This window comes from Nocardia sp. NPDC052112, from assembly GCF_040680135.1.
Taxonomy (GTDB): Bacteria; Actinomycetota; Actinomycetes; order Mycobacteriales; family Mycobacteriaceae; genus Nocardia.
This window is the reverse complement of sequence record NZ_JBFAWD010000002.1, coordinates 58,885-72,103: the sequence shown is the minus strand read 5'-3', so window position 1 is coordinate 72,103 and position 13,219 is coordinate 58,885. Positions and strand designations below refer to the sequence as shown.

At 66.0% G+C, this 13,219-nt stretch carries 12 protein-coding genes and 1 pseudogene; 7 read left to right on the top strand and 6 right to left on the bottom strand.

Going from position 1 to position 13,219, the window contains the following annotated elements; genetic code table 11:
• Window positions 1-17: 17 nt before the first annotated feature.
• From AB0L58_RS03655 to AB0L58_RS03645, 3 genes are read left to right on the top strand one after another with little or no spacing between them, the layout of a single operon-like run.
• Entirely contained in the window at window positions 18-1,256 is a 1,239-nt protein-coding gene (locus tag AB0L58_RS03655) for an amidohydrolase family protein (protein ID WP_364380473.1), read from the top strand.
• Window positions 1,253-2,899 (top strand): OB-fold domain-containing protein, encoded by a 1,647-nt coding sequence (locus AB0L58_RS03650; protein ID WP_364380470.1) that lies wholly within the window; start codon window positions 1,253-1,255, stop codon window positions 2,897-2,899. Before AB0L58_RS03655 ends, AB0L58_RS03650 begins: the two co-directional genes overlap by 4 nt.
• Window positions 2,896-3,822, top strand: coding sequence for an alpha/beta hydrolase (locus AB0L58_RS03645; RefSeq protein WP_364380468.1), 927 nt, complete (start codon window positions 2,896-2,898; stop codon window positions 3,820-3,822). Before AB0L58_RS03650 ends, AB0L58_RS03645 begins: the two co-directional genes overlap by 4 nt.
• A 184-nt stretch (window positions 3,823-4,006) precedes the next feature.
• On the opposite strand, the gene AB0L58_RS03640 is transcribed toward AB0L58_RS03645, so the two are convergent.
• The 6 genes and pseudogenes from AB0L58_RS03640 to AB0L58_RS03615 form a co-directional block, all read right to left on the bottom strand.
• Window positions 4,007-4,207 carry a hypothetical protein gene (locus tag AB0L58_RS03640; RefSeq protein ID WP_364380465.1) on the bottom strand — a complete coding sequence of 67 codons (201 nt, stop codon included), beginning with the start codon at window positions 4,205-4,207 and terminating at the stop codon, window positions 4,007-4,009.
• An 8-nt stretch (window positions 4,208-4,215) separates the two neighbouring features.
• Window positions 4,216-4,429: pseudogene (locus tag AB0L58_RS03635) on the bottom strand (LLM class F420-dependent oxidoreductase); the annotation flags it as partial.
• A gap of 30 nt (window positions 4,430-4,459) precedes the next feature.
• On the bottom strand, window positions 4,460-4,759 hold the full coding sequence (locus tag AB0L58_RS03630) for a hypothetical protein (protein WP_364380462.1): 300 nt from the start codon (window positions 4,757-4,759) through the stop codon (window positions 4,460-4,462).
• Complete coding sequence (locus tag AB0L58_RS03625; protein WP_364380459.1) at window positions 4,756-6,264, bottom strand: fatty acid--CoA ligase family protein; 1,509 nt, start codon at window positions 6,262-6,264, stop codon at window positions 4,756-4,758. The genes AB0L58_RS03630 and AB0L58_RS03625 overlap by 4 nt, the downstream gene beginning before the upstream one ends.
• A gap of 4 nt (window positions 6,265-6,268) precedes the next feature.
• On the bottom strand, window positions 6,269-7,567 hold the full coding sequence (locus tag AB0L58_RS03620) for an amidohydrolase family protein (protein WP_364380456.1): 1,299 nt from the start codon (window positions 7,565-7,567) through the stop codon (window positions 6,269-6,271).
• An 84-nt stretch (window positions 7,568-7,651) separates the two neighbouring features.
• Window positions 7,652-8,872 (bottom strand): CoA transferase, encoded by a 1,221-nt coding sequence (locus AB0L58_RS03615; RefSeq protein ID WP_364380453.1) that lies wholly within the window; start codon window positions 8,870-8,872, stop codon window positions 7,652-7,654.
• A gap of 297 nt (window positions 8,873-9,169) precedes the next feature.
• Here AB0L58_RS03615 and AB0L58_RS03610 point away from each other — a divergent pair, with 297 nt between their 5' ends.
• The 4 genes from AB0L58_RS03610 to AB0L58_RS03595 all read left to right on the top strand — a co-directional run bounded on the left by AB0L58_RS03610 (window position 9,170) and on the right by AB0L58_RS03595 (window position 13,134).
• Complete coding sequence (locus AB0L58_RS03610) at window positions 9,170-10,711, top strand: aldehyde dehydrogenase family protein (protein ID WP_364380450.1); 1,542 nt, start codon at window positions 9,170-9,172, stop codon at window positions 10,709-10,711.
• Between the two features lie 68 nt (window positions 10,712-10,779).
• On the top strand, window positions 10,780-11,634 hold the full coding sequence (locus AB0L58_RS03605; protein WP_364380447.1) for a mycofactocin-coupled SDR family oxidoreductase: 855 nt from the start codon (window positions 10,780-10,782) through the stop codon (window positions 11,632-11,634).
• Window positions 11,631-11,822, top strand: coding sequence for a rubredoxin (locus tag AB0L58_RS03600; protein ID WP_364380444.1), 192 nt, complete (start codon window positions 11,631-11,633; stop codon window positions 11,820-11,822). The genes AB0L58_RS03605 and AB0L58_RS03600 overlap by 4 nt, the downstream gene beginning before the upstream one ends.
• Before the next feature lie 133 nt (window positions 11,823-11,955).
• Entirely contained in the window at window positions 11,956-13,134 is a 1,179-nt protein-coding gene (locus AB0L58_RS03595; protein ID WP_364380442.1) for a thiolase family protein, read from the top strand.
• Window positions 13,135-13,219: the final 85 nt, after the last annotated feature.

Here is a 13,219-nt window from a genome sequence, read left to right as displayed (position 1 = left end):
CACGAAGGAGACAAGAGATGACGCAGCCGATAGCCGCCCCGATCTTCGATGCGGACTCGCACATGTACGAGACCGCCGAAGCTCTCACTCGATACCTGCCCGAGCAGTACCAGCAGGCCGTTCAGTACGTCCAGATCGGACGTCACACCCGGATCGCCATCAACGGCCGGATCACGGACTTCATCCCGAACCCGACCTTCGATCGGGTCGCCGCGCCGGGCGCGCACGAGAAGTTCTTCGCCGGTGCGAACACCGAGGGCCGCACCCTTCGGGAAATGCAAGGCGCCGCAATCGAAGCGCCCGCCGCTACCCGCAACCCGGAAGACCGGATCATCGAGCTCGACCGACAAGGCGTCCGCGAAACACTCAGCTATCCGACGCTGGCGAGCCTTGTCGAGCACTCCGCGGCCGATGATCCGGAGCTGACCCAGGCCATCATCCACGCACTCAACCAGTGGATGCTCGAGCACTGGACTTTCGCCTACCAGGACCGGATCTTCAGCACGCCGATCATCAACTGCGCCGAAGTCGACGGCGCGCAGCGGGAACTCGAATATCTGCTCGGCAACGGCGCGAAGGCGGTGCTGATCAAACCGGCGCCGGTGAAGAATCACCGCGGCTGGCGCTCGCCGGCGCTGCCGGAGTTCGATCCGTTCTGGCGCGATGTGGAGAACGCGGGTCTGCCGATCGTGCTGCATGCCAGCCAGCCCCCGCTCGACGAGTACGTCAACAAGTGGGAACCGCCGGCCACCAAGAACTTCATGGCCATGAGTTCATTCCGATGGCTGGCCCTCGGGCATCGGGAGATCTCCGACATGATCGGCAGCCTGATCTGCCACGGCACCCTCACTCGATTCCCGAAGCTGCGCATCGCCAGTGTGGAGAACGGCAGTTCGTGGATCCATCCCCTTTTCCACGACCTGGCAGACCTGACCAAGAAGATGCCGCAGAACTTCCCCGAAGACCCGCTGGAAGTCTTCCGGCGCAATATCTGGGTGAGCCCGTTCTGGGAGGGATCGGTCGCCGACGTCGTCGAGACGGTCGGCTGGGACCGGGTGATGTTCGGCTCGGATTACCCGCATCCGGAGGGACTCCCGGAGCCGAAAAGCTACTGGAAGTACGCCGAGGGAATGGACCAGCGCCGCACCTGGGACTTCATGGGCGACAACGCACGCCGATTCATGGGGCTGCCTATCGCGAATCCCGATCCGGCCGCACAGCATCCGCCGGTGTCCGAAGCGGCTGGTCGCCCGTGACGCGTCCCCGGCCGGCCAGCACACCCGAGAACGAATTCTTCTGGACCTCCGGTGCGGACGGCCGCCTGCGCATCCGGGAATGCCTGTCCTGTGCCGCGTTGATCCATCCGCCGCAACCGGTCTGCCGCTACTGTCGCGGTGACCGGATGGGCGTGCGGGTGGTGAGCGGTTTCGCCACCCTCATCGGTTTCACCGTGAACCACCGCTTCCAGGTGCCCGGCCTGCCCTCGCCGTACGTAGTGGCACAGGTTGCCCTGGAAGAGGATCCGCGCGTGCGGCTGACCACCAATGCGGTGGCATGTGAACCGGAGCAACTGACTTTGGGTATGCGCATGCAGGTAGAGTTCGAGCAACTGGGCGAGGTGTGGTTGCCGCTGTTTCGCCCGGCGGACGAGCAGAAGCCGTTGGCCCCCTTGCCATCCGACGACATCGAGCCTGCCTCGATTACCGACCGCGTGCGGCCGATGGCGTCACCGGAGAAGTTCGAGGACAAGGTCGCGCTCACCGGAATCGGGATGTCGGACCTCGGGCGGCGGTTGATGGCCGACCCGCTGTCGCTGACGGTGCAAGCCTGCCGGGCGGCGGTCGAGGACGCGGGACTGCGCCTGGAGGATATCGACGGGCTGTCGACCTATCCGGGATCCGGTGCCTTCGGCCCGTTCGGCGAGGGCGGTGTCGCCGCCCTCGAATCGGCCCTGGGTATCCGGCCGACCTGGTACAACGGCAGCGCGGAGACCTTCGGGCCGGGCGGCTCGGTCGTCGCCGCCATGCTGGCGGTGGCCGCCGGGCTGGCCCGGCACGTGCTGTGCTTCCGCACCGTATGGGAGTCCACCTACGGGGAATTGGTTCGTGCCGGGCGCATTTCGCCATCCGGCGGGATTGCCGACGGCTGGCTGGTACCGTTCGGCGCGACCTCGGCGGCGCATCTGCTGGCGCAGACCGCGCAGCGCCACTTCCACCGCTACGGCACCGACCGCGAGACCCTCGGCTGGATCGCTCTGAACCAACGTGCCAATGCCGCACTGGATCCCACCGCGATATACCGCGATCCGCTCACCATGGACGACTACCTCACGGCGCGCCCCATCACCACGCCCTTCGGGCTCTACGACTGCGACGTGCCGTGCGACGGTGCGGTGGCGGTGATCGTCTCTGCCCGGGAGACCGCCGGAGATTTGGCGCAGCCGCCGGTTCTGGTGGAGGCGGTCGGAACCCAGATCATCGAACGCCTGGAATGGGATCAGAGCACCCTCACCCATGAACCGCAGGTGCTGGGCCAGGCCGCACACATGTGGACACGCACCAGCCTGACGCCCGCCGACGTCGATGTGGCCGAACTCTACGACGGATTCACCTTCAACTGCCTGTCCTGGATCGAGGCGCTGGGGTTCTGCGGTATCGGGGAGGCGAAAGACTTTCTGGCGCAGGGTAAGAACATCGCCCGCGACGGTGTACTGCCGCTCAATACCCACGGCGGTCAGCTCTCGCACGGCCGCACCCACGGCCTGGGCCTGGTCCGCGAGGCCGTACTCCAACTCCGGAATCAAGCCGGAGTCAGACAGATTCCCGACGCTCGCGTCGGTGTGGTCACCAGCGGTGGGCTGACACCCAGCGGTGTGCTGCTGCTGCGAGCGGACCGGTGACGGCGGCAGAGACCGGCCTGCTGATCGGCGATGCCGTGACCCGGGGAGTGACGGCCAGGGTGACCGAGATCGACGGGATCGCGATGTCGGCGCTGTGCGCGGAAGTCGACGAGCCGCGCGCGGTGGTGGTGGCCGTGCACGGTGGCGCGACCATATCCAGGTATTTCGACTGTCCAGGGCGACCATGGTTGTCGCTCTTGCGAATCGGCGCGGCCCTCGGATTCACGGTACTGGCTGTGGACCGTCCCGGCTACGGCGAGTCGGCTCCATACGCCGACACTTTCGCCGACCCGGACCACCGAGTGGACACGTGTTATCGGACCATCGATGCCATACTCGGGTCGCGGCCGCGCGGTGCCGGCGTGTTTCTGCTGGCGCATTCGGCCGGTTGCGATCTGGCGCTGCGCATGGCCGCCGAGGAACGCGGTGCGAATCTGCTCGGGATCGAGCTCGCCGGAACCGGCATCCGCAAACACCCCGAGGCCGAGCGACGAATCGCGCAGATGATGGTGACACGCGACCGGGCCGCTATTCGGGAAATGCTGTGGGAGCCCGAATACCTGTATCCACCGGAGATTTTCGGCGGAAAGTCGATCTCGGTTACCGGACCGGGCTATGAGGCGGCGGTGGTACACGACTGGCCACCCGCTTTCCCGGAATTGGCCCGCCGCGTGCGGGTACCGGTGCGATTCAACCACGGCGAATTCGAGCGGGTCTGGCGATCGGATGCCGCGGCCCTGGCGGAGATCCGGCAGATGTTCTGCGCCGCACCGCGATTCGTCACCAATGTGCAAACCGGGGCCGGACACAACCTGAGCCTCGGATTCGGTGCGGCCGCATACCATCTCGGCGTGTTGTCGTTCGTGGAGGAATGTGCCGTCGTTACCCGGGCCGAGAATCCGGCTTCCCCGCCCTGGCTCTGAGCGAACACCCGGCCTCGTCACTCGAATGACCACGACCGAGGATTTGCTGCCAGACCGGGTAGCGGTAGTGCGGAGGAGGTGTTGCGAGCCATTCCCAGCGCCGTGATCCCCAGGCCGACAGTCAGCAGAGCGGTATTTCCGAAACGCCCCGTCAAGCGCGGAACTGCCAGTGCGACACGGGAATTCACCAAAGCACTGGAAGGAAGGCGAATCCGGCGATCAGCGGTGAGTCACCCTGCACCCCTTGGAAGAACAGGGCGATGAAGGTGAAGTAGCCAAGCATCGCACCGGCGAACAACATGCGAACCGCCACCGCGCCGGAGCGTTCCCGGCTGGCGAACAGGCTTTGGGTAGGTGGCCGCCGCTCGCGAAGCCACTGTCCCACCCGGTGCCGTTCTTGGGTCCAAACGCTGCCGTGATGACCGGAATATGCTGGTGCACTGGTTGATTGATGAGTTTCAATGGTTTGCCCAGTTCGGTTCCCGATTCCGCGGGCAGCGGGATGCGGTAGTGGTCGCCGTCGGAGCGGAGCGCCTCGCCACACCTTCCGGCAGATTTCGATGACCTCGCGGGTGCGCCGCAGCGTCGCGTCGTAGCGTATGACGTGGATGCGGGTGCGTGCGATTGCTCCTACGTGTCAGTCGCTGGATGGCAGTGCTTTGGCCTGCTTGAGTTCCAAGGGGATGTCGTGCACCGTGAGCGTGCCGGATCCGGGTCGGGTGACGAGGATTTCGGCTCCGGTCTCGTGCACGTACCGTTTTCCGAGGGCGGTGCCGTCGGCGAAGTGCGGGTCGAGGTCGGCAGTGGTCTTCTCGGCTCCGATCGGCACCATCGGGGCGCCGCCGCAGCGCAGCCCGTCGAGGGCGTCGGTGGCTCGGATGACGATCACTTGGGTTTCGCAGACCTGGCTTTCCAGCCGGGCACCACTGTTGATCACGATGTTTCCTCGATGGTCGGAGTGAGTTCTTCGATCAGGGTGCGCCGCAGCACTTTCCCGGTCGGTGTGGTGGGCAACTGATCGCGGAACACGATGCGGTCCGGTGTTCGCGACCCACGGAGATTGGCTCGCACATAGTCGCGCAGTACTGCCGGTGCCGGAGTGCTGCCCGGCGCCGGGACGACCACGGCGACGATGATCTGGCCCCACTGCGGATCGGGAACGCCGATCACCGCGGCCTCGTGGACGTGGGGGTGTTCGACGAGCACATCCTCGAGTTCGGCCGGTGCGATGTTCTCACCGCCTCGGATGATGGTGTCGTCGCTGCGGCCGCCGAGGAACAGGTAGCCGTTGTCGTCGAGGGCGGCGAGATCGTTGGTGGGGAACCAGCCGTCGCCGTCGAGCACGGAACCGATATCGGCATAGGTGCCCGACACCTGGGGGCCGCGGACGAACAGCGCGCCGGTTTCGCCAGGGGCGGCGACGGTGCCGTCGTCGGCGCGGATCTGCAGTTCGATGCCGGGGACAGCGCGGCCGACCGAGCCGAGCCGTTTCGCGACGGCGGGATCGTCGGCATGGTAGGCGCTGCGGTGCTCCTCGGGGGTGAGCACCGCGATGGTCGAACTGGTCTCGGTCAGGCCGTAGGCGTTCACCAAGCCGACATCGGGCAGCAGCTCGAGCGTCTTGCGCACGAGCGGCAGTGGTGCCTTCGAGCCCCCGTAGGCGAGAGTGCGCAGGGTCGGCAGCGCCACCGGTGTGGCATCGAGCGCGGTGACGATCCGATCGAGCATCGTGGGCACTACGGTGGCATTGGTGATCTGCTCGTCGTCGACCAGCCGGATCCACTCCCGCGGCTCGAACTGCCTGAGATACACCATCTTTCGTCCGGCGTAGAGATTCGATAGCGCCGCGCCGACACCGGCGATGTGATAGGGCGGCACACAGATCAGCGCGGCGTCGCCGGGCTCGGCCGAGCCGAAGTCGACGGTGCCCATGACATAGCTCGTCAAGTTGGCATGGGTCAGCTCCACGGCCTTGGGGCGCGCGGTCGTGCCGGAGGTGAACAGCACGACCGCGACGTCCTCGGGTGCGGCCTCGACGTCTTCGGTCTCCGTTCCCGCGGCCCGCGTGGCGGCGAGGAACAGATCGGTGTCGATGATCTGTTTGCCCGCACCCTCGACCGCTTCGGCGTATTCGGCGTCGACCACCACCAGCGGTGCGGGCAACCGGTCGATCAGCTCGCGCAGCGCCGATGCGCTGAGGCGGTAGTTCAACGGGGTGAACGCCCTTCCGGCGCGGGCGGAGCCGAACAGCAGCAGGGGCACCATGACGCCACCGGTCCCGACGTATGCGACGTGTCCGGCGCCCGACGAACCGATCAGTCCCGCCGCGCCGCGGGCCATGGCATCCAGTTCCGCGATGGTTACCCGAACAGCGCCGGATACCACCGCGAGTCGATCGGGATCGTCGGCCTCGACCATGTCGAGCAATAACGAGATGCTCAAACCCTCAGCTCGCGTTCTGGGCGGTCGCGGCTTTGATCTGCGACTGGAACTGCCGCAGCTTCTCCTCCGCCGCGGTCGATTTGTGGCTGCGCGCCTGAATACTGACATCGTGGTCTCCGGCCGCAGCGCGCAACGCGCCGACGGTGGCCTTCTCCCGCGGCACATGAGCGAACGGGTCGAAGGAATACCAGCGCATGGCATTCAGATGGGTCATCTTGTCGATCTCGTCATCGGGCACCTGCTCGCGCTGCAGCACCTCGTGCAGTGCCTCCGGAGCATCGGGCCACATCGAGTCGCTGTGCGGGTAATCGGCTTCCCACGAAATGTTGTCGATGCCGATTTCGTTGCGCAGCCGCACGCCGATCGGATCGCTGATGAAACAGGTCAGGAAGTGGTCCCGGAAAACCTCCGACGGCCGCTTGCCGCCGAAGTCCTGCAAGGTCCACGCCGAGTGCATTTCGAAGGTGCGGTCGACGCGCTCCAAGAAGTACGGGATCCAGCCGGTGCCGCCCTCGGACAGTGCGATCTTCAGATCCGGATAGTCCTTGACGGGCTTGGACCACAACAGATCCGCGGCGGCCTGCACGATATTCATCGGCTGCAGGGTGATCATCACATCCGGTGGTGAGTCGACCGCGGGTATCGACAGTCGTCCCGACGATCCGATGTGGACGCTGCACACGGTGTCGGTATCGACCAGGGCCTGCCACAGCGGATTCCAGTACGGGTCATGGAAACTGGGGTAGCCCAATGCCGCCGGGTTCTCCGTGAACGTCAGCGAATGCACACCCTTGTCCGCGCACCGGCGCACTTCCGCGGCGCACAGTTCGGCGTCCCAGATCACCGGCAGCGCCATCGGAATGAAGCGTCCGGGGTAGGCGCCGCACCACTCATCGATGTGCCAGTCGTTGTAGGCCCGCACCAGGGCCAGCGAGAAGTCCGAATCGTCGGTGGCGAACAGGCGGGCCGCGAAGCCGGGGAACGATGGGAAGTTCATCGACGCCAGAATGCCGCCTGCATTCATATCCTTGACGCGCTCATCGACGTCATAGCAGCCGGGCCGGATCTCGTCGAGCCCTTCGGGTTCGAGCCCGTACTCGTCCTTCGGCCGCCCCGCCACGGCGTTGAGTGCCACATTGGGAACCACGATGTCGCGGAACTTCCACATGTCGGCGCCGTCGTCGGTGTGTATCAGCCGCGGGGCGTCGGCGGCGTACTTCTTCGGCAGGTGGTTCTTGAACATGTCCGGCGGTTCGATGATGTGGTCATCGACGCTGATCAGGATCATGTCGTTCTTGTCCACGTCCACGCTCCTCGAGGAGGGTTACAGTATGCCTTACAATATAGCTCATGGTGTGACCCTGCGGGATGGCCGACAGGATCTGCGTCAGAGGACCGCGCCCGCATCCTTGGCGGCGACGATCTCGTCCCAGTCCATGCCGAGTTCGAGCAGGATGGTCTCGGTATGTTCGCCGTACTCCGGCGAGCGGCTCGGTGGCGCCGGGGTTTCGTCGAATTGCACTGGGGCGCTGACGGTTCGGTAGGGCTTACCAGCGTTGTCGGTCAACGTCATCAGATAGCCGTTGGCGGCCACCTGGGGATCGTCGAGCACCTCTTGCGGGCTGGCGATGGTGGCCCACACGCCCGGCTCGTCGGCGAGGACCTTCTGCCACTCGGCGAGATCACGTTCGGCGAACGTCTTGCGCAGTTCGACGGTGGCTGCCTCGTGGTTGACGACCAGATTCGCCAGCGGAACGAACCGTTCGTCGGTGGCCATATCGGCCCGGCCGATGCGCTCGCAGAATCCCCGCCAGTACCGGTCGGCCTGCAGCAGCATCATCTGCACCCAGCGGCCGTCGCGTGTCTTGTACCGGTTGACTGCGGGATTGAGCGCGGTACCCGCCGGGTTCGGCGGGATCCGATCGATGTCGTAGTAATCGGCCGCCGCGATATCCGGTGCCACGGCCCACATGCCTTGCGCCAGTAGGGAACTGTCGACGATCGGGGCATGCCCGGTGCGCTCCCGATGGAACAGTGCCGCCGTGACGCCGCCCGCCAACGTGATGCCGCCCTGGAGGTCGCCGAAAGCGGGGCCCTGGGCCATGGGATATTCGGCATCGGGCGGGGTGAGTGCGTAGGCGACGCCGGCGCGCGCCAGGTAGCTGGCGCCGTCGAATCCGCCCCGCTCGCGTTCGGGTCCGCGACTGCCGTGGCCGCTGCCGCGAGCGATGATGATCCGCGGGTTGAATTCGCGTATCCGGTCGACGGACAAACCGGCCCGTTCGAGCGGGCCGGGCAGCCAATTGGTCAGGAACACATCGGCATTCGCGATCAGCTTGCCGAGGATCTCGTGTCCGCGCTCGGATTTGATATCCACGCCGATGCTGCGTTTGCCGTGGTTGCCGAGTTCCATCATGTAGTTGGCCTGCACCGGCGACCGCGCGGGATCCAGGCCGCCGACCACCAGGGCGCGACACGGATCGCCGCCTTTGGTGTCCTCGATCTTGATCACATCCGCGCCCCACTCCGCCAGTGCGGCGCCGGCGCTCGGCACGTACGTCCACGACGCCAGTTCGACTACTCGGACGCCATTGAGCAGACCTGACATAGGAGCTTCCTTTCCTGCGATTGCCCACCGTCTTGAAGTAATATACGGTAATGCTTACAGTTAAGCATCCAGGATGGACAATCCCGGCGGGTCTCGGACAACGTCGTCCGAAGGGGATCAGCGTCGCTTCCCGTGTACCCGGAGCGCACCGCCTGTCGCGCGCGATGGCGGTGACGCTCGATAACCGCTGCCGGTGCGTGCCGGATGATCAGGAGGACATGTGAGCGAGCGCGGCGAGCGAACCATCAATACAGCGCGCAACGCGCACGACGAGCCGAATGCCGGTGAGGGGGCGTCGTGAGCGAGATCGTCGGGGAGACATCGGCGCCCATTATCGAGTTGGGCCGCCGAGCCGCGAAGCGAGCCGAATTCCAGATGCTGATCGACGGCGAATTGGTCGCGGCGGCCTCGGGCGCCGCGTTCGACAATGTCAGCCCGGCGACCGGTAAGGCGCTCGGCAGCACGGCGGCAGCGGGTGCGGCGGATATGCTGCGGGCCATCGCGGCAGCGCGCCGGGCCTTCGACGAAACCGATTGGTCGACGAATCGGGCGCTGCGGCAGCGGTGTCTGGATCAACTGCAGCAAGCCATCGAGGCCGAAAAGCACGAGCTGGGTGAGGAACTCGTCGCCGAGGCCGGATGTCCGGCGATGACGCTGCACAACGCGCAACTGGATTGGCCGTTGACGGAGTCCCTGCGGTATCCGTCGCGGCTGATCGACGAATTCGGCTGGGAGCGCGTGCTCGACGGCGGCGGCCTGTTCGGTGACCGCAATGTGCGCACCGTGATACAGGAACCGGTGGGTGTGGTCGCGGCGATCTGCCCGTCGAACTTCCCGCTCGAGGTCGTGCTGAACAAACTCGGGCCCGCGCTGGCGGCGGGAAATACGGTGGTGCTCAAGCCCGATCCGAATACGCCGTGGCACGCCACTCGACTCGGGCGGCTGATCGCCGAGCGCACCGACTTTCCGCCGGGGGTCGTCAATGTGGTGCCCACACCGTCCAACGAGGTCGCCGGATTGCTGGCGACCGATCCGCGGGTGGACATGATCTCGTTCACCGGGTCGACCGCGGTCGGGCGCACGCTGATGCGGGTGGGCGCCGACACCATGAAGCGCACATTTCTGGAGCTGGGCGGAAAGTCGGCGTTGATCGTATTGGACGACGCCGATCCGGCGGCAGCACTGCGCAGTGCGGTCGGCGTGTGCGTGCATGCGGGTCAGGCCTGCGCCGCGACCAGCCGGATGCTCGTGCACCGGTCGAAGTTCGACGAGATGGTCGCGGGTGTGGCGGCGGCGTTCGAGGCGGTACCGGTCGGTGATCCGGCGCTGCCGGAAACCGTGGTGGGACCGGTTATCAGCGCAGCGCAGCGCAGCCGTGTCCTGGACGCGTGCACGCGTGCGACCGTCGACGGCGCCCGCCTGGTGACCGGCGGTGCAGCGGTGCCGAAGCTACCTCCCCATCTTGCCGGAGGCTATTTCGTCCAGCCGACGGTATTCGTCTGCGACGATCCCAGCCTGCCGATCGCTCAGGAGGAGATTTTCGGACCCGTCCTGGTGATGATGCCGTTCTCCGACGACGAGGAGGCCGTGCGCATCGCCAACGACAGCGCCTACGGCCTCGCCGGCGCGGTGCTGTCGGCATCGATGGAGCGGGGCATGGCTATTGCGCGGCGTATCCGGACCGGGGCGATCGGTGTCAACGGCGGCATGTTCTATGGCGCGGACGCCCCCTTCGGCGGCTACAAGAACAGCGGCGTCGGCCGCCAGTGCGGCCTGGAGGGTTTCCAGCAGTACCTGGAAACCAAAACAATCGGCAGCCGAATTCCTAGGCGGCACTGAACAATTCGTGGCGCCGTGGCTAGCACCGAAGCGCTGCCCACCACTGAACGACGGAAAGGGTGTACCCCGTGGGGAAATTGGACAACAAGGTCGCGGTGATATCGGGTGCCGCACGCGGGCAGGGACGTTCGCACGCGGTCAATCTGGCGGCCGAGGGGGCGAGCATCATCGCGTTGGACATCTGCGCCGACCTCGAGGGGAATACGTACCCGCTGGCTCGCCCGGAGGATCTGGAGGAGACCGCCCGGCTGGTCGAAAAGGAAGGCGTCCGTGTCCATCCCGTGATCGTGGACGTGCGGGAACGCAGCGCGGTCTGGAGTGCGATCGCGGCGGGTGTCGAGGCGTTGGGCCGGCTCGACATCGTGGTGGCCAATGCCGGGATCTCCGCGATGGGCAAGGGGCAGACCATGCAGTCGTGGTCGGACACCGTCGATACCGATCTGGTGGGGGTGTTCAATGTCATCCAGGCCAGCATTCCGTACCTCGGTGCCGGAGCGTCGATTATCGCGACCGGTTCGCTGGCCGCCCAGCTGGGCAGTTCCACCAAGCAGGGGCCGGGCGGTTCGGCGTACAGCTTCGCGAAACAGGTTGTCGCACACTACGTCAACGACTTGTCGATCCAGTTGGCGAAGAAGTCGATCCGGGTCAACGCGGTGCATCCGACCAATGTGAATACCGACATGCTGCACAACGAGGGCATGTACAAGGTCTTCCGGCCCGATCTGGAGTCGCCGACCCGCGAGGACGCCGAGGCGGCGTTCCCGGCGATGCAGGCGATGCCCATCCCGTACATCGAACCGCAGGACGTCTCCAATCTCGTTGTTTTCCTGGCCGGTGACGACGCGCGCTACATCACCGGCAGCCAATTGCGGGTGGATGCGGGCGGTTTCGTCAAGGCCGTGCCGTGGGGTAAGGGCCGATGAGCGAGACCGCGATCACCTACCGGTTGTTCCGCTGCGTGATCTGCGGATTCGAATACGACGAGGAACTGGGCTGGCCCGATGACGGTATCGCGCCCGGCACCCGGTGGGACGAGATTCCGGATGACTGGACCTGCCCGGACTGTGGGGCCGAGAAGTCCGATTTCGAAATGCTCGAGGTATCGCGATGAACGCGCCGCGCTGTGTGAGTGAACATGCGCGACCTTCGATGGCCGCTTGTACTGTATGGCTAACTGTAATATCCATGACATTCGATGACGCCGCGCCCGCGGGTGCGGCTCGATAGCTGAGAGGTTGAGAGATATGGCCAAACCTGTCATCGTCAGCGCCGTCAGGACCGCGATCGGACGATCATTCAAAGGGGCGCTGGCGAATGTGCCTTCCGAAACCCTGGCGACCACGATCCTGCCGGAGGCGGTTCGCCGGGCCGGCATCGATCCGGCCGCCGTCGACGACGTCATTCTCGCCGAATTGAATTACGGCGGTGGCGATCTGGCGCGGCATGCCGCTGTGGCCGCCGGGATGCTGACCGTGCCGGGCCAGGCGGTCAATCGGCACTGCACGGGCAGCTTGACCGCGATCGGGAACGGGGCGGCGCACATCGTCTCGGGGATGGAGCGGGTGATCGTCGCCGGTGGTGTGCAGTCCCTGTCGACCGCACCGCTGATGAAATGGCGGGTGCCGGGCCGGGCGGAGCTCGAGTTCGTCGAACCGTGGATGCCGCCTTCGCATCCGGAAACACCGGACGCGCCCACCCTGGACATGGCGATCACCGTTGGCTGGAACACGGCGAAGAAGGCGGGTATCAGTCGCGCGGAGATGGACGCGTGGGCGCTGCGGTCGCATCAGCGGGCGGTCGCCGCGATCGATGCCGGGAAATTCGTCGACGAGATCGTGCCGATGAAGGTCCAGCAGCTCGACGGTTCGGTGCTCGACTTCGCGGTCGATGAATTCCCGCGGCGCGATACCACTTTGGAGCGGTTGGCGGCGTTGCCCGTGCTGCATCCGGAGATCGAGGGCTTCTCGATCACGGCGGGCAACAGCAGCGGGATCAACGATGCCGCGGCGGCGGTGACGCTGGTCGGCGACGACTATGCCGCGGTCGAGGGGCTCGAGGTCCTCGGCACGGTGCGGGCCTGGGCCAATGCCGCCGTCACGCCGGCCGACAACGGTCTCGCCGCGGGCAAGGTGATCGGCAAGATCCTCGACCGCGCGGGCCTGCAGCCCGCCGATGTGGCGCTGTGGGAGATCAACGAGGCCTTCGCATCGGTGCCGATCGCCGCGTGTCGCGAGCACGGGCTCGACGAAGACCTGGTGAACTTCTCCGGCAGCGGATGCAGTCTGGGACATCCGATTTCGGCTTCCGGCGCCCGGATGGTGACCACGTTGCTCTACGAACTGCGGCGGCGCGGCGGCGGCATCGGCGTGGCGGCGATGTGCGCGGGCGGCGGCCAGGGTGGCGCGCTCATCGTGGAGGTCTGACCTCGCCCGGCTGGGCGCCGGTTCGCGATCAGCGGGCCGGACGTCCGGCTGCGGTTCTCATACTGAAAGACTTATAGTAAGCTTT

Coding starts and splice junctions, on each gene's coding strand:
- AB0L58_RS03655 (WP_364380473.1), top strand. CDS start 18: ATGACGCAGCCGATAGCCGCCCCGATCTTCGATGCGGACTCGCACATG.
- AB0L58_RS03615 (WP_364380453.1), bottom strand. CDS start 8,872: ATGTCAGGTCTGCTCAATGGCGTCCGAGTAGTCGAACTGGCGTCGTGG.
- AB0L58_RS03600 (WP_364380444.1), top strand. CDS start 11,631: ATGAGCGAGACCGCGATCACCTACCGGTTGTTCCGCTGCGTGATCTGC.
- AB0L58_RS03595 (WP_364380442.1), top strand. CDS start 11,956: ATGGCCAAACCTGTCATCGTCAGCGCCGTCAGGACCGCGATCGGACGA.